Source organism: Priestia taiwanensis (genome assembly GCF_014638355.1).
In the GTDB taxonomy this organism is placed as follows: Bacteria; Bacillota; Bacilli; order Bacillales; family Bacillaceae_G; genus Priestia_D; species Priestia_D taiwanensis.
In genome coordinates this window covers 1-20,252 of record NZ_BMFK01000005.1, presented here as the reverse complement: position 1 = coordinate 20,252, position 20,252 = coordinate 1, and the positions used below count along the sequence as shown (strand labels likewise).

The 20,252-nt window shown below is 38.7% G+C and carries 22 protein-coding genes; all 22 read left to right on the top strand.

Annotated features, from left to right (window positions below; genetic code table 11):
• Positions 1–86: 86 nt before the first annotated feature.
• The gene (gene spoIIR, locus IEV41_RS17220; RefSeq protein ID WP_188389754.1) at positions 87–749 is read left to right on the top strand and encodes a stage II sporulation protein R; all 663 of its coding nucleotides are present in this window, start codon (positions 87–89) and stop codon (positions 747–749) included.
• A 64-nt stretch (positions 750–813) separates the two neighbouring features.
• Positions 814–1,266 carry a GNAT family N-acetyltransferase gene (locus IEV41_RS17215; protein WP_188389753.1) on the top strand — a complete coding sequence of 151 codons (453 nt, stop codon included), beginning with the start codon at positions 814–816 and terminating at the stop codon, positions 1,264–1,266.
• Between the two features lie 93 nt (positions 1,267–1,359).
• Positions 1,360–2,403 carry an L-threonylcarbamoyladenylate synthase gene (locus tag IEV41_RS17210; protein WP_188389752.1) on the top strand — a complete coding sequence of 348 codons (1,044 nt, stop codon included), beginning with the start codon at positions 1,360–1,362 and terminating at the stop codon, positions 2,401–2,403.
• Positions 2,404–2,461: 58 nt separating this feature from the next.
• Complete coding sequence (locus IEV41_RS17205; protein WP_229722280.1) at positions 2,462–3,028, top strand: manganese efflux pump MntP; 567 nt, start codon at positions 2,462–2,464, stop codon at positions 3,026–3,028.
• Positions 3,029–3,124: 96 nt separating this feature from the next.
• Complete coding sequence (locus tag IEV41_RS17200) at positions 3,125–3,547, top strand: low molecular weight protein arginine phosphatase (RefSeq protein ID WP_188389751.1); 423 nt, start codon at positions 3,125–3,127, stop codon at positions 3,545–3,547.
• A 45-nt stretch (positions 3,548–3,592) separates the two neighbouring features.
• Complete coding sequence (locus IEV41_RS17195; protein ID WP_188389750.1) at positions 3,593–4,873, top strand: methyl-accepting chemotaxis protein; 1,281 nt, start codon at positions 3,593–3,595, stop codon at positions 4,871–4,873.
• Positions 4,874–4,896: 23 nt separating this feature from the next.
• On the top strand, positions 4,897–5,334 hold the full coding sequence (gene rpiB, locus IEV41_RS17190) for a ribose 5-phosphate isomerase B (RefSeq protein ID WP_188389749.1): 438 nt from the start codon (positions 4,897–4,899) through the stop codon (positions 5,332–5,334).
• A gap of 152 nt (positions 5,335–5,486) precedes the next feature.
• Positions 5,487–6,062, top strand: a complete 576-nt coding sequence (locus IEV41_RS17185; RefSeq protein ID WP_188389748.1) for a TIGR01440 family protein — start codon at positions 5,487–5,489, stop codon at positions 6,060–6,062.
• A 188-nt stretch (positions 6,063–6,250) separates the two neighbouring features.
• Positions 6,251–7,492, top strand: a complete 1,242-nt coding sequence (gene glyA / locus IEV41_RS17180; protein ID WP_188389747.1) for a serine hydroxymethyltransferase — start codon at positions 6,251–6,253, stop codon at positions 7,490–7,492.
• Between the two features lie 158 nt (positions 7,493–7,650).
• Positions 7,651–8,280: a uracil phosphoribosyltransferase gene (upp, locus tag IEV41_RS17175; protein ID WP_188389746.1), complete on the top strand. Its 630-nt coding sequence runs from the start codon at positions 7,651–7,653 to the stop codon at positions 8,278–8,280.
• A 39-nt stretch (positions 8,281–8,319) separates the two neighbouring features.
• The gene (wecB, locus tag IEV41_RS17170; protein WP_188389745.1) at positions 8,320–9,459 is read left to right on the top strand and encodes a non-hydrolyzing UDP-N-acetylglucosamine 2-epimerase; all 1,140 of its coding nucleotides are present in this window, start codon (positions 8,320–8,322) and stop codon (positions 9,457–9,459) included.
• An 87-nt stretch (positions 9,460–9,546) separates the two neighbouring features.
• On the top strand, positions 9,547–11,727 hold the full coding sequence (locus IEV41_RS17165) for a S8 family serine peptidase (RefSeq protein ID WP_275583759.1): 2,181 nt from the start codon (positions 9,547–9,549) through the stop codon (positions 11,725–11,727).
• Between the two features lie 316 nt (positions 11,728–12,043).
• Positions 12,044–12,268, top strand: a complete 225-nt coding sequence (locus tag IEV41_RS17160; RefSeq protein ID WP_188389744.1) for an AtpZ/AtpI family protein — start codon at positions 12,044–12,046, stop codon at positions 12,266–12,268.
• A gap of 234 nt (positions 12,269–12,502) precedes the next feature.
• Entirely contained in the window at positions 12,503–13,213 is a 711-nt protein-coding gene (atpB, locus tag IEV41_RS17155; RefSeq protein WP_188389743.1) for a F0F1 ATP synthase subunit A, read from the top strand.
• A 53-nt stretch (positions 13,214–13,266) separates the two neighbouring features.
• Positions 13,267–13,488: a F0F1 ATP synthase subunit C gene (gene atpE / locus IEV41_RS17150; RefSeq protein ID WP_188389742.1), complete on the top strand. Its 222-nt coding sequence runs from the start codon at positions 13,267–13,269 to the stop codon at positions 13,486–13,488.
• A gap of 161 nt (positions 13,489–13,649) precedes the next feature.
• Positions 13,650–14,156: a F0F1 ATP synthase subunit B gene (locus IEV41_RS17145; protein ID WP_188389890.1), complete on the top strand. Its 507-nt coding sequence runs from the start codon at positions 13,650–13,652 to the stop codon at positions 14,154–14,156.
• Positions 14,153–14,698 carry a F0F1 ATP synthase subunit delta gene (locus IEV41_RS17140; protein WP_188389741.1) on the top strand — a complete coding sequence of 182 codons (546 nt, stop codon included), beginning with the start codon at positions 14,153–14,155 and terminating at the stop codon, positions 14,696–14,698. Before IEV41_RS17145 ends, IEV41_RS17140 begins: the two co-directional genes overlap by 4 nt.
• A gap of 15 nt (positions 14,699–14,713) precedes the next feature.
• Positions 14,714–16,222, top strand: coding sequence for a F0F1 ATP synthase subunit alpha (atpA, locus tag IEV41_RS17135; protein WP_188389740.1), 1,509 nt, complete (start codon positions 14,714–14,716; stop codon positions 16,220–16,222).
• A 90-nt stretch (positions 16,223–16,312) separates the two neighbouring features.
• Complete coding sequence (gene atpG, locus IEV41_RS17130) at positions 16,313–17,170, top strand: ATP synthase F1 subunit gamma (protein ID WP_188389739.1); 858 nt, start codon at positions 16,313–16,315, stop codon at positions 17,168–17,170.
• Positions 17,171–17,211: 41 nt separating this feature from the next.
• Positions 17,212–18,627 carry a F0F1 ATP synthase subunit beta gene (atpD, locus tag IEV41_RS17125; RefSeq protein WP_188389738.1) on the top strand — a complete coding sequence of 472 codons (1,416 nt, stop codon included), beginning with the start codon at positions 17,212–17,214 and terminating at the stop codon, positions 18,625–18,627.
• A gap of 21 nt (positions 18,628–18,648) precedes the next feature.
• Complete coding sequence (locus IEV41_RS17120) at positions 18,649–19,053, top strand: F0F1 ATP synthase subunit epsilon (RefSeq protein ID WP_188389737.1); 405 nt, start codon at positions 18,649–18,651, stop codon at positions 19,051–19,053.
• Positions 19,054–19,618: 565 nt separating this feature from the next.
• A partial coding sequence (locus IEV41_RS17115; protein WP_188389736.1) for an SH3 domain-containing protein occupies positions 19,619–20,252 on the top strand: 634 nt, incomplete at its 3' end.

The window sequence follows — 20,252 nt, the reverse complement described above, 5'->3', positions numbered from 1 at the left end:
TATATCTAAAAAATAGTTTTATAGATTTGGTTTAGAAGGAGCTAGAATTGTTCATACTGTAGCTAGTGAAGGGGGACAGGGTGGACATGAAAAAATATGTGATTAGCTTTTTTGTTTTGATAGTTATAGGTGCAAACCTATTTTCATATTTTGGGAGAGAATATGTGAGAGCGAGTGAATTTAAGGTGATTCCAGATGAGGCAATTCGTCTTCGGATTTTGGCGAATAGCGATTCAGAAACGGATCAGGCATTGAAACGTATTGTTCGTGATCGTGTGAATGCTAACATTACCGAATGGGTGAAAGATTTGCGTTCTATTGAAGAAGGTAGACGCGTGATGAAAGAAAGTATTGATAAGATCGAAAAGATTGTAGAGAGTACGTTACGTGATGAAGGGATCGAACAGTCATTTACGGTTCAATATAACGAGCAAGTTGCATTTCCGACAAAGATGTACGGTCAATTTGTATATCCGGCAGGTAATTATGAAGCTATTCTCATTACGTTAGGAGAAGCGAAAGGTGCGAACTGGTGGTGTGTATTATTTCCTCCATTATGTTTTCTTGATTTCTCAAATGGAGAAGCAGTGCCAAGTGTAGAAGCAAGTGAAGTAAAAGGAGAAGTACCGGTAGAACAGCTAGAAGAACAAGAATCACTAGTTAATCAAGAAGATATTATACGTGATGAAGAGCCAAAAGAAGTAGAGGTACGCTTTTTCTTTAAAGATTTGCTGGACTCTCTTTTTTAATACTAGAATATAATTACTCTCTCTATCATATATGTAAGTATCTAACTAAAAAGGTGGAGAGAGTATGTATGTAATGCGAGAAGGATTAGTAGAAGATAGAGAAGCGTTGTATCGTTTTTTAGGAGAAGATAAGAAAAGAAAGGAAGGTGGAAGTATATCGCCTTTTTTTCTTGTGTGCCACGATGATCAGGTCATCGGGACAATTGGGTATGAACAAGTAGAGAAAAATTGTTTATTAAAAACCTTTGTATTTTCCGCAACTGTGGATAAAATGGTATTTATAAAGTTTTTTTCATACGTATTATCGTTGTTACGACAAAAAGAGATAAACTGTGTGTATTTAGTAACGAAAGGTTCAGCGACAATTCATTTCTTCGAAGAATTTGGATTTATAAGCATAGAAGAGTATGATTTACCAGAATCTATTCAAGAAATTGAGCATTATCAGGCAGCTAAGCAACAGAAAAATAGTCTTTTGCTAGTATGTGACTTATGCACAAACATATCCACAGTTTAACAACTTTTATCCACATTTTGTGGATAAAAGTTGTTTGTTTTTTTAAAAGGAAAAAAATATAGATGAATAAAGGGTAAAAAGGACGTGTTAATATTGGAAACAAAACAATGGTATGTGGATAATGATGTGTATAACGTTGAAAAATATCCACAAATACAAGAGGCGGCGCAATTATTACAACAAGGAGAGGTTATTGGCTTCCCGACAGAAACGGTATATGGATTAGGGGCAGATGCAACAAATACAGAGGCGGTGGAAAAGATTTTTATAGCAAAAGGAAGGCCAAGTGATAATCCTCTTATTGTACATATCGCATCAACAGAGCAACTTACACATATTACAAAAAATGTACCGTCTGTGGCGAAGGAATTAATGGAAGCTTTTTGGCCAGGGCCTCTTACACTTGTATTAGAGAAGAAGGGTGGTGTATCCGAGAAAGTAACTGCTGGTTTATCTACAGTGGCTGTTAGGATGCCAGATCACCCTATCGCATTAGCACTTATTAAAGAAGCAAATTTACCAATTGCGGCACCGAGTGCGAATCGTTCAGGAAAACCAAGTCCAACACTTGCGAAACATGTGCATGATGACTTAAAAGGTCGTATTGCGGGACTTGTGGACGGAGGAGCAACTGGAGTGGGTGTGGAATCGACAGTTGTGGATTGTACAGTAGAACCGATTGTTATTTTGCGTCCAGGTGGTGTAACGAAGGAACAGTTAGAAGAAGTGGCTGGAGAGGTTGAGGTAGACCCTGCTTTGTTAAATGAGGTGGAAGCTCCTAGGTCACCGGGGATGAAATATACCCATTATGCACCAGATGCACCGTTAACAATTGTTCAAGGAAGCGAATCGTTTATGCAGCAACTTGTGGACAGAGCTAAGCGAGAAGGAAAGAAAGTAGGGGTACTAACAACGGAAGAGAAATGCGCTAGTTATAACGCAGACGTTGTGCTTAGTTGTGGGAAGCGAGATGATTTATCCACAGTAGCAGCACATTTATACGATGCGTTGCGAACATTTGATGAGCGTAATGTAGATGTTATTTATAGCGAAGAGTTTCCTACAGAAGGCATTGGCAGTGCGGTCATGAATCGTTTACTAAAGGCGAGCGGACACCGCTTCATTTCTGAAAATTAATCTTCTAACAACCCTAGGATGAGCATATGTTGAAGTAGCACGTCCTAGGGGGGAGAAGATGAGTGATGTTCACCTAATAGAAGAAATTATTTCGTTAAGCGTTATGGCATTTGCGTTAAGTGCAGATGCATTTTCTGTTGCGCTTGGTATGGGACTAGTTCGTCTACGTAGGAGACAATTAGTGATGATTGGTGTTGTTATTGGTTTCTTTCATATGATTATGCCGTTAAGCGGCATTTTAATTGGTGGGTATTTATCAGATAAGCTTGGTCATATTACGATGTTCGTGGGTAGTATCTTATTAATAGGATTAGGATTCCATATGATTTTTTCTATGTTTGGCAAGGAAGAGGAGAAACGACTAGTGCCTATTGGTGTGGGTTTATGGATCTTCTCTATTAGTGTCAGCATAGATAGTTTTTCTGTGGGACTTAGTTTAGGGATGACCGGGGCTGAGATCTGGTTAGCTATTGTGTTATTTGGGACCATTAGTATGTTATTAACGTGGCTTGGTTTATTTATTGGTCGATATGTAGGGCGGTTGACGGGTGTATATGGCGAACTTATTGGTGGTGTTGTGTTAGTCGGATTTGGCATGAAATTGTTGTTTTTTAGTCAAATTTGAGGAAGAGCTTCCTCTTTTTTTTGTATATAGTTAAAAGGGAATATTCAGTATTTATCACTGAGTTAATATGTTAGTATAGTAGATGGAGGGCAGGAGATGAAGAGGGTTGTATTTGTTTGTACTGGCAATACATGTCGAAGTCCGATGGCATCTGCATTATTGTGTCACCTAGGGAACGGGGCATTTGATGTGCAATCGGCAGGTATTAGTGTAAGAGGAAAGCAAGATGCATCTTTTTACGCGAAAAGTGTGTTGAAAGAAGAGGGCATTGAGCTCCATCATTCTTCGCAACAAGCACATGAGGAGCTTATGCAATGGGCTGATGTTATTCTAACAATGACGGAGCAGCATAAACAAGTTCTTGCTTATCATTTTCCAGATGTAGAGAAGAGAATACATACATTATGTGAGTTTGTAGGAGAAGGTCCATATGATATTTCAGATCCGTTTGGGGGAACGGTAGAGATGTATCGTCATACGTATGACGAGTTAAAACGCTTAATTCAAAAGATGATTTAAATAAACCATCTTTTGAATGGGCTTTCAATAAGGGGGAGAGAGAGTATGCGTAACATTAGTTTAAGATGGAAGATTGTATTATTTATTACGACTCTTGCTACTATCACGTATTCCATTAGTGCAATTTTTATTTTTATTGGGTATGATTATATCGACTTCATGGTTTCTTTTTCGCAAGGATCGTACACCACTATTATTTTCATTTTGGGGATTATTTGGTCAGGAATTCTTGGGTTCTTAGCCTCTGGGTATATTACGAGTTCCCTAAAGAAATTAGAAAGTGCTGCTAGCAAAGTGGCAGAAGGAAACTTACGTGTAGAAGTGGCTATTCCTAGGTCCAATGATGAAATCCAATTGCTAAGCATTGGATTTTCTAAGATGGTGCACCAATTAAGAACGGTTATATATAAGTTGGAGCAAACAATTATTCTTACAAATGACAAAGTAAAAGGTATGTCGCATGAAGCTGGATTTGCATCGAAGCAAGCTGAAAATATTGCATATGCGATGCAAGAGATTGCTGGTGGGGCAGAAAGTTCAGCGTTATCTATTCAATCAACAACAGAGCGGATGGATGAAGTACTTTCTTATTCACAGAAGATGCAACAGGAAGCTGTTCATTCGCAAAATCTCTCATCTAAAATGTTGGAAAATTTAGAAGAGTCAACAACGTCGATTCACCATTTGTTAAAGGGAATTGAGCAATTAGTAGAGAATAATAATTATTGTTTGCAAGCAGTCGGAAGCCTAGAGAAGAAGGCGAAGGAGATTCAGCATATCGTAAATCTTGTTGGCGATATTGCAAATCAAACGAATTTATTAGCGTTAAATGCATCTATTGAAGCAGCACGAGCTGGCGAGCATGGGCGAGGTTTTTCTGTTGTTGCAGAAGAAGTACGTGGATTGGCGGATCAAAGTGCCCAAGCCGTACAGTCAATTGGTGAATTAGTTCGTAATATCCAAGACGACATTGATAAGACAGTTGCAAATATTGCAGAACAGTCCAAAGTTGTAACGAATGAGCAAGAGGTAGGAATTCAAACCTTTAAAGTTGTAGATGATATGACATTATCTGTGAAACAAGTAGCTGAGTCTGTAGAAGGGATTACTTTATTAGCGAAGAAGCAATCGGATAGCATTGAGCAAACGTTTGTCCAAGTGCAAGAAGTAAGCGCCGTCTCAGAAGAAACATCTGCTAGTTCACAAGAAATTATGAATGCGACAAAAGAGCAAGCAAAAGCTATTGAAGCGGTGGAAGAGTTAGCGAAGGAATTGCTAGAAGAGACGGAAGAATTAACGAAAGTAATAAACACATTTCAACAATAATGAGTATAGTGGAGGAATTATACATGAAAGTAGTTATCGCGTCAGATCATGGTGGAATGAATATTCGAAATGAACTTATGAACTTAATGAAAGAAATGAACATTGAATATGTTGATTTAGGATGTGAGTGTGGGACGTCTGTTGATTATCCGGACTATGCATTTCCAGCTGCAGAGATGGTAGCAAAAGGTGAAGTAGATCGTGGTATTCTTGTTTGTGGAACAGGGATTGGTATGTCAATTGCTGCAAATAAAGTTCACGGTATTCGCTGTGCATTAGTACATGATACATTCAGTGCAAAGGCGACGAGGGAACATAATGATACAAATATGTTAGCAATGGGAGAACGTGTAATTGGAGCTGGTCTTGCGCGTGATATTGCAAAAATTTGGTTAACAACAGAATTTGAAGGTGGGCGTCACGAAAATCGTGTGAACAAAATTAAATCATACGAAGGATAAGTACAATTGGACAAGAAGTGAATAATACATTATTTTGATAAAAAGATGGATGGCATAGACAGAATAAAAAATGTGTGCAAATCCATCTTTTGTTGTATAAAATGTACATGGTATAATTGAGTTAATTGCATAAGGAAGGGAAGAATTATTCCATGGATGAAAGTCTTGAGCAGTTGAAAGGTCAGTTAAGTGAAATACTTGCTGATTTTAATCGACAAGCTCCATTAGAACAAGGCGATATTTTTGTCGTTGGCTGCAGTACAAGTGAGGTTATTGGTCAATTAATTGGTACATGTGGCACGATGGAAGTAGCAGAACTTATTTTCACAGAGTTGAAATCTTATGCTGATAGCAAAGATATTCGTTTAGCGTTCCAGTGTTGTGAGCATTTAAATCGGGCTTTAGTTGTGGAGAAAGACACAGCAAAAGCATATCAATTAGAGAGTGTAACGGTTACACCTGTCCGTTCAGCTGGTGGAGCATTACCGACATATGCATATCATAATATGGAGAATCCTGTTGTTGTTGAATTTGTGAAGGCGGCAGGTGGAATTGATATTGGTGATACGTTCATTGGTATGCACTTGAAACATGTTGCAGTACCGGTCCGCACGACAACTAAACAATTGGGTCATGCACATGTAACGTTAGCTCGAACGAGATCGAAGTTGATTGGTGGAGAGCGTGCAGTGTATTCGATGAAGGAAAAGACCTTTACGTGTGGATAAATAACATGTAGTAATAACATATAGAAGGTATAGGGGGAGACTAGCTCAAATGAAAAAGAAGAGAGAGTCTTTCTTTATTTTATACTTTTTTTTATTATTTGTGGTAAAATAGAAAAAATTCTAATATTAAAAAAGAATGTTTTATATGTATATATATATAAATGTTCGTATTTAAAGGGGGAGTTATCATGAAACATGTAAAGCAAAACGATGTACGAGTATTTGAAGCGATTCAAGCAGAATTAGGAAGACAGCGTGCGAAAATTGAATTAATTGCTTCAGAAAACTTTGTAAGTGAAGCGGTAATGGAAGCGCAAGGGTCTGTACTGACAAATAAATATGCAGAAGGATACCCAGCGAAGCGTTATTACGGTGGTTGTGAGCATGTGGATGTTGTGGAGAATATTGCCCGTGATCGTGCAAAAGAAATTTTTGGTGCAGAGCATGTTAATGTGCAGCCACATTCAGGTGCACAAGCGAACATGGCAGTGTATTTCACAGTGTTAAGTCCTGGTGATACAGTATTAGGGATGAATTTATCACATGGTGGTCATTTAACGCATGGTAGCCCAGTTAACTTTAGTGGAACATTATACAATTTTGTTGAATATGGTGTAGATGAAGAAACATTTACAATTAACTATGAAGATGTACGTCAAAAAGCATTAGAACATAAACCGAAGATGATTGTAGCTGGAGCGAGTGCGTATCCACGTGCAATTGATTTCAAGAAGTTCCGTGAAATTGCGGATGAGATTGGCGCATATTTAATGGTTGATATGGCGCATATTGCTGGATTAGTAGCAGCGGGATTACATGAAAATCCAGTTCCATTTGCGGATTTCGTAACAACAACAACGCACAAAACACTTCGTGGACCTCGCGGAGGCATGATTATGTGTAAAGAAGAGTGGGCGAAACAAATTGATAAATCTATTTTCCCAGGCGTGCAAGGTGGCCCATTAATGCACGTAATTGCAGCGAAAGCAGTAGCATTTGGTGAAACGTTACAAGACAGCTTCAAAGAATATGCACAACATATTATTGATAATGCAAAGCGTCTAGCAGAAAAGTTACAAGAAGAAGGATTAACAATTGTTTCTGGTGGTACAGATAATCACCTACTATTAATTGATGTTCGTAACTTAGGCTTAACGGGTAAAGTGGCAGAGCATGTACTAGATGAAGTAGGTATTACAGTAAACAAGAATACAATCCCATTCGATACAGCGAGTCCATTTGTCACGAGCGGTGTTCGTATTGGAACAGCAGCAGTTACATCAAGAGGATTCGGATTAGCAGAAATGGATGAAATTGCGTCAATTATTGCATTCACATTAAAGAATCATGAAGATGAGGTAGCGTTATCAGAAGCAAGTAAGCGTGTTGAAGAGTTAACGTCTCGATTCGAAATGTATCCAACATTATAAGCAATAGAAGGAAGGAGTTGGTTAACCGACTCCTTCTTTTCTATGGAGAAAAGAGGTATTGTGGTCTTCCTCTTGAATATCAGCAGTAATTTCTGTAAAATTGTGCTTAGTGTAGATTTTTGTTACAATATGTTAGCTAACAACAAGGAGCGAGAAAAATGGGAAAACTTTATGTATTTGATCATCCGTTAATTCAACACAAACTTACATATATCCGTGATAAAAACACAGGCACAAAGCAGTTTCGTCAATTAGTGGATGAAGTCGCGGGATTAATGGCATTTGAAGCAACGCGTGATTTACCGCTAGAGGAAATTGAAATCGAAACGCCAGTAGCAAAAGCGAAAACAAAAGTTATTGCTGGTAAAAAGTTAGGTCTAGTACCAATTTTACGTGCTGGTTTAGGAATGGTAGATGGTATTTTAAATTTGATCCCTGCTGCAAAAGTAGGTCACGTTGGGCTGTACCGCGACCCAGAGACATTACAACCAGTAGAATATTATGCGAAATTACCTTCAGATATTGAAGATCGCGATTTCATTGTTCTAGATCCAATGCTTGCAACAGGTGGTTCAGCGGTAGAAGCAATTAATTCGTTAAAGAAGCGTGGGGCAAAAAGCATTAAGTTAATGTGTATTTGTGCAGCGCCAGAAGGTGTGAAGGTTGTGCAAGACGCGCATCCAGAGGTAGATATTTATCTTGCTGCGTTAGACGCACAGTTAAATGACCATGGATATATTATCCCTGGTTTAGGAGATGCTGGAGATCGCTTGTTTGGTACGAAATAGAGAATAGAAATGAATGAAAATGAAAAAGGGGTTATAACGATGACTGAACGTATTAAAGTTATGACAATATTCGGAACAAGACCGGAAGCAATTAAGATGGCTCCGCTTGTACTAGAATTACAGAAGTATCCAGAAAGCATTGAGTCAATTGTGACAGTAACAGCACAACATCGCCAAATGCTTGATCAAGTATTAGAAATCTTCAATATTACACCTGATTATGATTTGAATATCATGAAAGACCGTCAAACATTAGTGGATATTACAACACGTAGCTTAGATGGTCTAAATAAAGTAATGCAAGATGTGAAGCCTGATATCGTACTTGTTCACGGTGATACAACGACAACATTCGTTGCAGGATTAGCTGCATTTTATAATCAAATCGCAATTGGCCACGTAGAAGCAGGTTTACGTACGTGGAATAAATATTCTCCGTATCCAGAAGAGATGAATCGTCAATTAGCAGGTGTACTTGCAGATTTACATTTCTCTCCAACGGGTAAATCTGCTCAAAACTTATTGGCAGAAAATAAGAAAGAAGCAGATATTTATGTGACTGGTAACACGGCGATTGACGCATTGAAAACAACGGTGAAAGCAGACTACACGCATGAAGTATTAGAGCGTGTTGGAGATGATCGTCTTGTGTTAATGACGGCACACCGTCGTGAAAATCAGGGGGATCCTATGCGCAACATGTTCCGTGCAATTAAGCGCTTAGTGGAAAAGTATAACGATATTCAAGTCGTTTATCCCGTGCATATGAACCCTGTTGTACGTGAAATCGCAAATGACATTTTAGGTGACGATAACCGTATTCATTTAATTGAACCACTTGATGTAATTGATTTCCATAACTTTGCATCACGTGCACACTTAATCTTAACGGATTCAGGTGGGGTTCAAGAAGAAGCGCCTTCTTTAGGTGTGCCTGTACTTGTACTTCGTGATACAACAGAGCGCCCAGAAGGTATCGAAGCAGGAACATTAAAACTAGCAGGTGTAGAAGAAGAAACAATTTTCTCGTTAGCAGATGAGTTATTATCAGATAAGGTTGCACACGAGGCGATGGCACAAGCATCAAATCCATACGGAGATGGTTATGCATCGAAACGAATTGTAGAAGCGATTCTATATCACTTTGGCAAACGTAATGAAAAACCAGATACATTTTAAGTAAGGAAAGCGATGAGGGATACCTCATCGCTTTTTTTACATAAACAATAATTGGAAGAGGCATGCTAGGAGAAAAGGAGGAAATATATGAAAACCATCTTTTCTTTGCTTCTTGTATCTGTTCTAATGAGTACAGCTGTTGGCCTTAGTGAAGAATCAGAAGAAATTATGATGATTGAAGTAGATGAACAACATTTACAATCTGTACGGGAAGAGATAAATGAAAGATATCCAGATATACATATTCGTTATGTCTATAAGCATTCATTTTACGGAATATCTGTCAAAGGAAAGAGCAGTTCTTTGCAGCACGTGCAGCGAATTCAAGGTGTGAAGAGTGTTATTCCAGTTCAAGTTTACAAAATGAAGCTTGATGAGAGTGTTCCATTTATTATGGGGAATGAACAAAAAAGATTGTTTCATCGGGGCAAAGAAGTAACAGGAAAAGGAGTAAAAGTAGGTGTAATTGATACGGGAATAGACTATACTCACCCAGACCTCAAGCAGAATTATCGCGGTGGATATGACACTATTGATTTCGATAATAACCCGATGGAAACAACGAAAAAGCAAGGGGTTCCGACATTTCATGGGACGCATGTTGCGGGTATTATTGCGGCAAATGGGAAGATAAAAGGTGTAGCTCCTGAAGCAGAGATTTATGCATATCGTGCGCTAGGACCTGGTGGGATAGGAACAACGGAATCTGTCATTGCTGCAATTGATAAAGCAATTGAAGACAAAGTAGATATTCTTAACTTGTCTCTTGGAAATGAAGTCAATGGTCCAGATTGGCCTACGACCAAAGCATTGGAGCGTGCTATTTCGAAGGGTATTGTTGCGGTTACAGCTTCAGGTAATTCAGGTCCAAAGAAGTGGTCGATTGGTTCACCAGGAACGTCTTCACATGCTATTTCAGTCGGAGCTTCGTTACCACCAATGGATATTCCATATGTACAACTTCAAGCGACAAAAAGAAAAATTGATATTATTCCAATGCAAGGATCGAAAGAGTGGAAGCTTACAGGGGAAGAGAGGATTATTTTTGGTGGTTTAGGTGACAAGCGGAAAATGCGGTGGATACGGAACAAGGTCGTTTTATTAGAGCGTGGACGCATTACGTTTACAGAGAAAGCGAAAAATGCCGAGAGAGCGGGAGCGAAGGCTGTTCTTATTTCGAATAATATACCAGGAGTGTTAATTGGGAAGATTCAAGAAAAAGTAAACATCCCAATTGTGTCGATTACGTATGAAGATGGCCAATGGTTAAAGAGACAATTAAAGAAACAAAGAGGTAATCTTGTGACAAGACACCGTCATGAGGTAGATCGTTTAGCACCATTTAGTTCACGTGGACCGGTAACTGTTTCATGGGAAATCAAGCCAGACATTGTCGCTCCAGGAGTAGCAATTAAAAGTACGATTCCGGGTGGCTATAAATCATTACAAGGAACGAGTATGGCCTCACCACATGTAGCGGGGGCAATTGCTTTGTTAAAAGAAGTACATCCAACATGGAAAGCAGAGCAGTATAAGGCAGCACTTATGAATAATGCAAAGGTACTACAAAAGAAAAATGGAGATTTGTATCACTTGTACGAGCAAGGTGCTGGAAGGATTCAAGTAAGAGAGGCATTGCAAGCAACGACGCTTATTTATCCTAGTTCGATTTCGCTGGGGATAATGAGGCGTGAGGGGCATGTAATGAAGAAGGAATTATATGTGACGGTTCAAAATCAATCGAAAGAGAAAAAAGTATATAAGATACATGCGCCAAACCAAGGGAGTGAGGTAGTCTGGAATGTACCACGCACGGTAGAAGTGAATCCGAAAGAAAAAAAACGTGTGAAATTGATTGTGAGTATCTCGCCTACTAAGGAAAAGAAAAATATAGTAGAAGGGTTTATCCATATCGCTGAAGGGACGAAGGAGAGGCGTGTTCCATATGCACTATTAGTGGGAGAGCAAACGTATTCTCGTGTAATGGGTTTTCGTTTTGGGAAGAAAAAAGAGAACTACCAATATGAAGTGTATTTACCAGAGGGTGCAGATGAATTAATTGTTGCTTTGTACGATCCGTATACGTTTACTTATATTCGTACACTTGATACGCAACGTAATGTGAAGAGAGGAGTTGTGAAGCGGACAATTTCTGTTCCAAAGGATGAGGCAAAAGGAGTATATAAAGTAATCGTCTTTGCACGTAAAAATAATAGGGAAAATGCATTCGAATCGATGTTGGATTTCAGGAAAGAATTTGTTAATTAATTCACAAAAAATCTATTAATGTAAAAATTTAAAATACTTTACAATTTTCAGTTCGAATCAATTGACACGTTTATCCTTACCATTGTATTCTAACAACGGAAAGGTTGGTAAGGTTTTCATAGTGTGAATTGTGTCAAAAATATGAACGAAAAGTTACATTTTTGAAAGAGTTGTACCATTTTTATTAAAAACGGTATAAGATTAGAAAAGTGTGATGTATAGTTAATGAAGTGAACAAAGTGAATAGTATAGTCTTTCTAATGTATTAGCACAGAAGTGGCTAAGGATAGAATGCATCTATAGGAGGGAGACACTGTTGCCTGGAAACAATCGAAATCCAATGGGGTCCATAGGATTGATGACGAGCATTTCATCTACATTAGTAGGGGCGATTCTTGTCGGGATTTTTCTTGGGAAATGGATAGATGAACGTTTTGATACGGATCCATTGTTCTTGATTCTTGGTCTATTATTCGGTTTAGGAACAGGAATATACGGGATGATACGTATCGTTCAACAGTTCTACTCAAAAGAAAAATAAATACCGCTATTTGTCTCACTCGGGAGTTTACTATGCTCGCGCTCCTTTTGTATGCGTTGTGGACAAGTGGTGGTAGTAAGCATGTCTTCTCAACTAGTCCTCTTAGCAAAGCAAAATACATAATTGGCGTATATAGAGGTCTTCTATCTGGATGGATGACAAGTAATCTTGTCATAATCATAAATTTTTTCTATTTTGAATACACACGTAGCTGAGAAAAGAGGTGAATGATAAATGGAACATGGAACTATTACGTTTGATTTTCTAGGATTAACTTTTGATTTATCGAACGTCCTAATGATTACAATTGCTTCTTTAATTGTCTTTATCCTTGCGGTTGTTGGAACACGTCAATTGGCGCTCCGTCCAACAGGTATGCAGAACTTTATGGAGTGGATAATGGACTTTGTAAAAGGGATTATTGGCAGTACAATGGATTGGAAAACAGGTGGTAGGTTCTTAACGTTAGGAATGACGTTAATCATGTATATTTTTATATCAAACTTACTAGGATTGCCTTTCGGTATTACATATGATCACAATATCATCTGGAAATCTCCTACTGCTGATCCAGTTATTACGCTAACATTGGCTATTTTAGTTGTATCACTCACACATTATTATGGTGTGAAAATGAGAGGTGCTAAGGAATATGCTAAATCGTTCCTTCAACCAATGTGGTTCTTACTTCCGTTAAAGATTGTAGAAGAATTTGCGAGTACTTTAACGTTAGGTCTTCGTCTTTACGGTAATATTTTCGCTGGAGAAATCTTGTTAACATTACTTGCGAGCTTATACTCGAGTGGTGCAGCAGGAATTATCGGTGGTGGAATCGCCATGATGGCATGGCAGGCGTTTAGTATTTTCGTTGGTGGAATTCAAGCGTTTATCTTTGTAATGTTAACAATGGTATACATGGCTCATAAAGTGAGTCACGACCATTAATATAAGTAATAAACAAATAAAATTTTGTAGATACAAAAAGGAGGAAATTTTAAATGACAGGTTTAGGAGTAATCGCAGCTGCAATTGCAATTGGTTTATCAGCTTTAGGAGCAGGTATTGGTAACGGTTTAATCGTTTCTCGTACAGTAGAAGGTGTTGCACGTCAACCAGAATTACGTGGACCACTTCAAACAATCATGTTCATCGGTGTTGGTATCGTAGAGGCACTTCCAATCATCGGAGTAGTTATCGCATTCATGGTAATGAACAAGTAAGGGATAATCCCATACATAAATGGCGAAGAACGTTTCTTACGGAACTTCGCCATTCCTTTATCATGAGAAAAATTATTGTCATGTAACAGAGTATGTAAATACGCTTTATTGTAAATAAAAGAGACTTGTGAAAGGAGTGAATCCTTGTGTTCAGTACGAATATGTTCGTATTAGGAGCAGGCGTAGGTATTAATACTGGAGATATCATCTTCCAGTTAGTAACGTTCCTAATCTTATTAGCATTACTTAAGAAATATGCGTTTGGACCTTTAATGGGTATCATGAAAGAGCGTGAGCAACACATTTCTTCTGAAATCGAATCAGCAGAGAGAAATCATGTAGAATCGAAACAGTTATTAGAAGAACAACGTGCATTATTAAAAGAAGCACGTGTTGAAGCGCAAGAGTTAATTGAAAGAGCGAAAAAGCAAGCGGAAGACCAAAAAGAAGGCATTATTGCTGCTGCGAAAGCAGAAGCTGTTAGTATGAAAGAAGCTGCAGTTACGGAAATCCAAAGCGAGAAAGTTCAAGCAATTACGGCTCTTCAAAAACAGGTTGCTTCGTTATCGGTACTAATTGCTTCGAAAGTAATTGAGAAGGAATTAAAAGAAGAAGACCAAGCAGCATTAGTACAACAATATATTAAAGAGGCAGGCGAAGCGCGATGAACAAAGATGTTGTTGCAAAGCGCTACGGATCAGCTCTTTTTCAATTAGCGAAAGAACAAGATGTCGTAGATACAATTGAACAAAGTCTTCGTGTCGTGAAGGGACAATTTGTAGGAAACCACGATTTACAAAAGTTTTTACAAATTCCAACGATCACAAAAGAAACGAAGAAACAATTCATTCGTGAAACGTTTGCATCTATTTCAGATGCTGTATTGAATCTTCTGTTCTTGTTAATCGACCGTCATCGTGATGATATCGTACCAGCATTGGTAGATGATTATATCGAGCGAGCAAATGAATATCGCAATATTGCAGAAGCAACGGTTTATTCTGTTCGTCCGCTAACGGAAGAAGAGACGAAAGCTTTAGCTGAATTATTTGCAAAGAAAGTGAACAAAGAAACATTACGCGTTACAAATATTGTTGATTCAACATTATTAGGCGGCATTAAAGTACGTATTGGTAATCGTATTTATGATGGTAGCTTAAGCAGTAAATTAATGAACATTCAACGTGAATTAGAAATAAATAGTTTGTAGACAGGGGTGAAATGCATGAGCATCAAAGCTGAAGAAATCAGTGCGCTGATAAAGAAACAAATCGAGAACTATCAGTCTGAAATTGAAGTGAGCGATGTTGGTACAGTTATTCAAGTTGGTGACGGTATCGCACGTGCTCATGGGCTTGACAACGTAATGGCTGGTGAGCTTGTAGAATTTGCAAACGGTGTTATGGGTCTAGCTCAAAACCTAGAAGAAAATAACGTAGGTATTATTATTCTAGGACCATATACAGGCATTCGTGAAGGTGATGAAGTTCGCCGTACGGGCCGTATCATGCAAGTCCCAGTAGGGGAAGAATTAATTGGTCGTGTTGTAAACTCATTAGGTCAACCAGTAGATGGACAGGGCCCAATCAATACAACGAAAACTCGTCCAATTGAAAGTCCTGCTACAGGAGTAATGGATCGTAAATCAGTAGATCAACCATTACAAACAGGTATTAAAGCGATTGATGCACTTGTACCAATCGGTCGTGGGCAACGTGAGTTAATTATCGGTGACCGTCAAACAGGTAAAACATCTGTTGCGATTGATGCGATTCTTAACCAAAAAGACCAAGATATGATTTGTATTTATGTTGCAATCGGACAGAAAGAATCAACGGTTCGTAACGTAGTAGAAACATTACGTAAGCATGGTGCTTTAGATTACACAATCGTTGTAACAGCATCAGCTGCACAACCAGCTCCATTATTATACTTAGCTCCATATGCAGGTGTAGCAATGGCAGAAGAATTCATGTTTAGCGGTAAGCACGTATTAATCATTTATGATGATTTAACAAAGCAGGCAGCGGCATACCGTGAGCTATCATTATTATTACGCCGTCCACCAGGCCGCGAAGCGTATCCAGGGGATGTGTTCTATATTCACTCTCGCTTACTTGAGCGTGCAGCGAAGTTAAATGATGATTTAGGTGGCGGTTCAATCACTGCATTACCATTCATCGAAACACAAGCAGGAGACGTATCTGCTTATATTCCAACGAATGTTATCTCAATTACAGATGGACAGATTTTCTTACAGTCTGACTTATTCTTCTCGGGTGTACGTCCAGCAATTAACGCAGGTCTTTCTGTATCACGTGTAGGTGGATCAGCTCAAATTAGCGCGATGAAGAAAGTATCGGGTACACTGCGCTTAGACTTAGCTTCATATCGTGAGTTAGAAGCATTTGCGGCGTTCGGTTCTGATTTAGACCAAGCGACGCAAGCGAAGTTAAACCGAGGTGCTCGTACAGTTGAAGTATTAAAGCAAGGGTTACATAAACCACTTAAAGTAGAAAAACAAGTTATGATCTTATATGCATTAACACGTGGATTCTTAGATGATATCCCAGTTGTAGACATTACTCGTTTCGAAGATGAATTCTACGGTTGGTTAGATGCAAATCGTGCTGATGTATTAGATACGATTCGTACGACAACGAAGTTAGCAGACGATGAAGTAATGGCTGCTGCAATTAATGACTTTAAGAAAACATTTGTTGCTTCTGAATAATAACGACACATTTCAATCCATTGAGTAAGGGGGTATATCTCCCTTCTCTCAATGTGTAACAGAAGGTTTCGGAAAAGGTGGTGAGAACCGATGGCATCTTTACGCGATATTAAAACGAAAATTAATTCAACAAAGAAGACGAGTCAGATTACAAAAGCGATGGAAATGGTTTCAGCAGCGAAACTAAACCGCGCAGAAAGTAATGCGAAATCGTTTGTACCATATATGGAAAAGATTCAAGAAGTAGTAGGAAGTATTGCGAGTGGAAGTAACAATGCGAAACACCCGATGTTAGTGAAGCGTCCTGTTAAAAAGACAGGATACCTTGTTATTACATCTGATCGTGGATTAGCTGGTGCTTACAACAGTAATGTCTTACGTACGTCTGTTCAAACGATTAAGGAGCGCCACGCATCTTCGGATGAGTATGCGATTATCGTAGTTGGACGTGTTGGACGTGATTACTTTAGAAAACGTAATTACCCTATTATTAATGAGATTTTAGCTTTACCTGATCAGCCATCATTTGATGATGTGAAACGAATTACATCTCAAACGGTTCAAATGTATGAAGATGGTACATTTGATGAGTTATACGTACATTATAATCATTATGTCAGTAAAATTCAGCAAGAGGTTTCGGAGAAGAGAATTTTCCCGTTATCGAGCGATGAAGTGAAAAAACCAGTAGCTTCTTATGAGTTTGAACCATCTGAAGAAGAGATTCTAGATGTGTTACTTCCTCAATATGCGGAAAGTTTAATTTACGGATCTTTATTAGACGGTAAAGCAAGTGAGCACGCTGCTCGTATGACAGCGATGAAAAATGCGACGGATAATGCTCACGAACTTATCGGAACATACACGCTTTCGTATAACCGTGCGCGTCAAGCCGCGATTACGCAAGAGCTTACAGAAATTGTTGGCGGTGCAGCGGCACTGAGCTAATAGATGAAAATGGAATTTATGATTCAAGAGGAGGGCAAGCGATGAATACAGGACGCGTTATCCAAATCATGGGACCTGTTGTCGACGTAAAGTTCGAAAACGGGAAACTTCCTGAAATTTACAACGCATTAACAGTTAAGCAAGAAGCGCGTAATGAAAATGAAGTAAGTATCGACTTAACCTTTGAAGTTGCGCTTCATTTAGGTGATGATACAGTTCGTACAGTAGCAATGGCTTCTACGGATGGATTAGTTCGTGGGATCGAAGTAGTAGATACTGGTGGACCGATTTCTGTGCCAGTTGGTGATATTACATTAGGACGTGTATTCAACGTACTAGGTAATAACATTGACTTAGATGGTGAGATTGCAAAGGACGTTCGTCGTGATCCAATTCACCGTCAAGCACCTTCATTCGAGCAATTATCTACAAAAGTAGAAATTCTTGAGACAGGTATCAAAGTAGTAGACTTATTAGCTCCTTACATCAAAGGTGGTAAGATTGGTCTATTCGGTGGTGCCGGTGTAGGTAAGACAGTATTAATCCAAGAATTAATCAATAACATTGCGCAAGAGCACGGTGGTATTTCGGTATTCGCAGGTGTAGGAGAACGTACACGTGAAGGAAACGACTTATACCATGAGATGAAAGACTCTGGCGTTATTTCGAAAACAGCGATGGTATTCGGTCAGATGAACGAACCACCTGGAGCACGTCAACGTGTTGCCTTAACTGGTTTAACAATGGCTGAGTATTTCCGTGATGAGCAAGGACAAGATGTGTTATTCTTCGTAGATAACATCTTCCGTTTCACACAAGCAGGTTCAGAAGTATCTGCCCTACTTGGTCGTATGCCATCTGCGGTAGGTTACCAACCTACATTAGCAACGGAAATGGGTCAATTACAGGAGCGTATCACATCTACTAACACAGGTTCGATTACATCGATCCAAGCTGTATACGTACCTGCCGATGACTACACGGATCCGGCGCCAGCAACAACATTCGCTCACTTAGATGCGACAACAAACTTAGAGCGTCGTTTAACAGAGATGGGTATTTACCCAGCGGTAGATCCATTAGCATCTACATCTCGTGCCTTATCTCCTGAAATTGTTGGAGATGAGCATTATTCAATCGCTCGTCAAGTACAGCAAACATTACAAAGATACCGTGAATTACAAGATATCATTGCTATCTTAGGTATGGATGAGTTATCAGAAGAAGATAAATTAGTTGTACACCGTGCACGTCGCGTACAGTTCTTCTTATCTCAAAACTTCCACGTAGCAGAGCAGTTCACTGGTCAAAAAGGTTCTTACGTACCAGTTAAAGAAACAGTTCGTGGATTCAAAGAAATCTTAGATGGTAAACATGACGATCTACCGGAAGATGCATTCCGTCTAGTTGGTCGCATCGAAGATGTTATTGAAAAAGCAAAGTCAATGGTACACTAAGGATTTTAGGAGGGGTTTTTGATGAAAGTAGTAGAAGTCAGTATAGTAACTCCGAACGGTCCTGTGTATACTAGCGAAGCAGAAATGGTAAGTGTAAAAGCAAAAAGTGGAGAGCTTGGAATCCTTCCGGGTCATATCGCGATGGTTGCTCCTCTTGCTGTTGGTGCAGTTCGCATTAAAAAAGGTTCCTATACAGAATATGTTGCAATCAGCGGTGGCTTCTTAGAAGTTCGTCCTGATAAAGTAACCATCTTAGCGCAAGCTGCAGAAGTATCTGCTAACATTGATGTTCCTCGTGCTGAAGAAGCAAAGAAACGTGCAGAACAACGTCTGCAACAACGTCAAGATCATGTTGATTTCAAGCGTGCAGAGTTAGCATTAAAACGTGCGGTGAACCGTATAGATGTGTTTAAACATACAAGATAAAAAAGCCGACATTTTTAAAATAAGGCTTGCATAAAAAATAAACTACCCTTTCCGAAAACTATTTAGAGGAAAGGATAGTTTATTTTTTTTAGTATTATAGTATCGAATATGCCCAAGGCTAATTTCTTGCAACTGTTAAATCTTACCTGGTAATTACTTATTTTATTAACCCTTCAAAGGGGTATTATTTACTAGTTAAGCATTTTCGAAATGTGTGGGAGATATCTATTATTCGTTGACTTTAAATTGTACATTTATTTTCTATATTTTATTTAATTTAATTCCATAAGTATGTTAGCCTAGTAGAGACAGATATTATTATGCCGATATTTTCCTGTTTTATGTATATTTAATAAATAAACTAACTTTTATTAAATAGTAAGGAAGTATTAGTTATAATTATTTTCAATGGGTGAAATAGATTGGGAGAGTGAATAGATTTTACAGTAAGTAAAGAGGTAGATTATTTGCTAGAATTATATAAAAAGTCTATTTTTAACCGATATACTCAGTGTAATGTACATAAAATTAGCAAAGTATAAAACTAGTAAAGGGAGGAAAAGTTGTGGAAAAATTAACGGTAGGAATCGCCACTATAGGAGTAATAGCAACGAGTGTATTTGGTATACAATCTGCAGAGGCTACATCTAATCATGATAGGTTATCTGGGGTAGTTGATGCAACATGGTTACATGTGCGAGAGGAGCCAAGTAACAAAAGTGATATCGAAAAATCATTAAAACAGGGAACGCCTGTACAGATTCATGAGCAAAAAAATGGATGGTATCGAATTGACGGTGGATGGGTTTCAGCTGATTTTGTAAAAGTCACATCTAATCTATTTAACTATGAACTTAGAAGTGAAAAGTCATTAGGGACAACAACGTCGAATTTAAATATGCGAGCAACGAACAGCACGAGTGGAAAAATCATTACAACGCTAAAGACAGGAACAGCTGTTGAAATTATAAGCGAGAAAAGTGGTTGGTACCAAGTAAAGGCAGCAGGAAAGACGGGTTGGGTATCAGCAGAGTTTGTGAAAGTGACGAGTGTACCGAAGCCAAAGCCAGAACCACAACCAGAAGTGACGAAAAAGGCAGGAACAACAACGTCGAATTTAAATATGCGAGCGACAAACAGCACGAGCGGGAAAATCATTACGACGTTGAAAACAGGAACATCTGTTGAAATTATAGGCG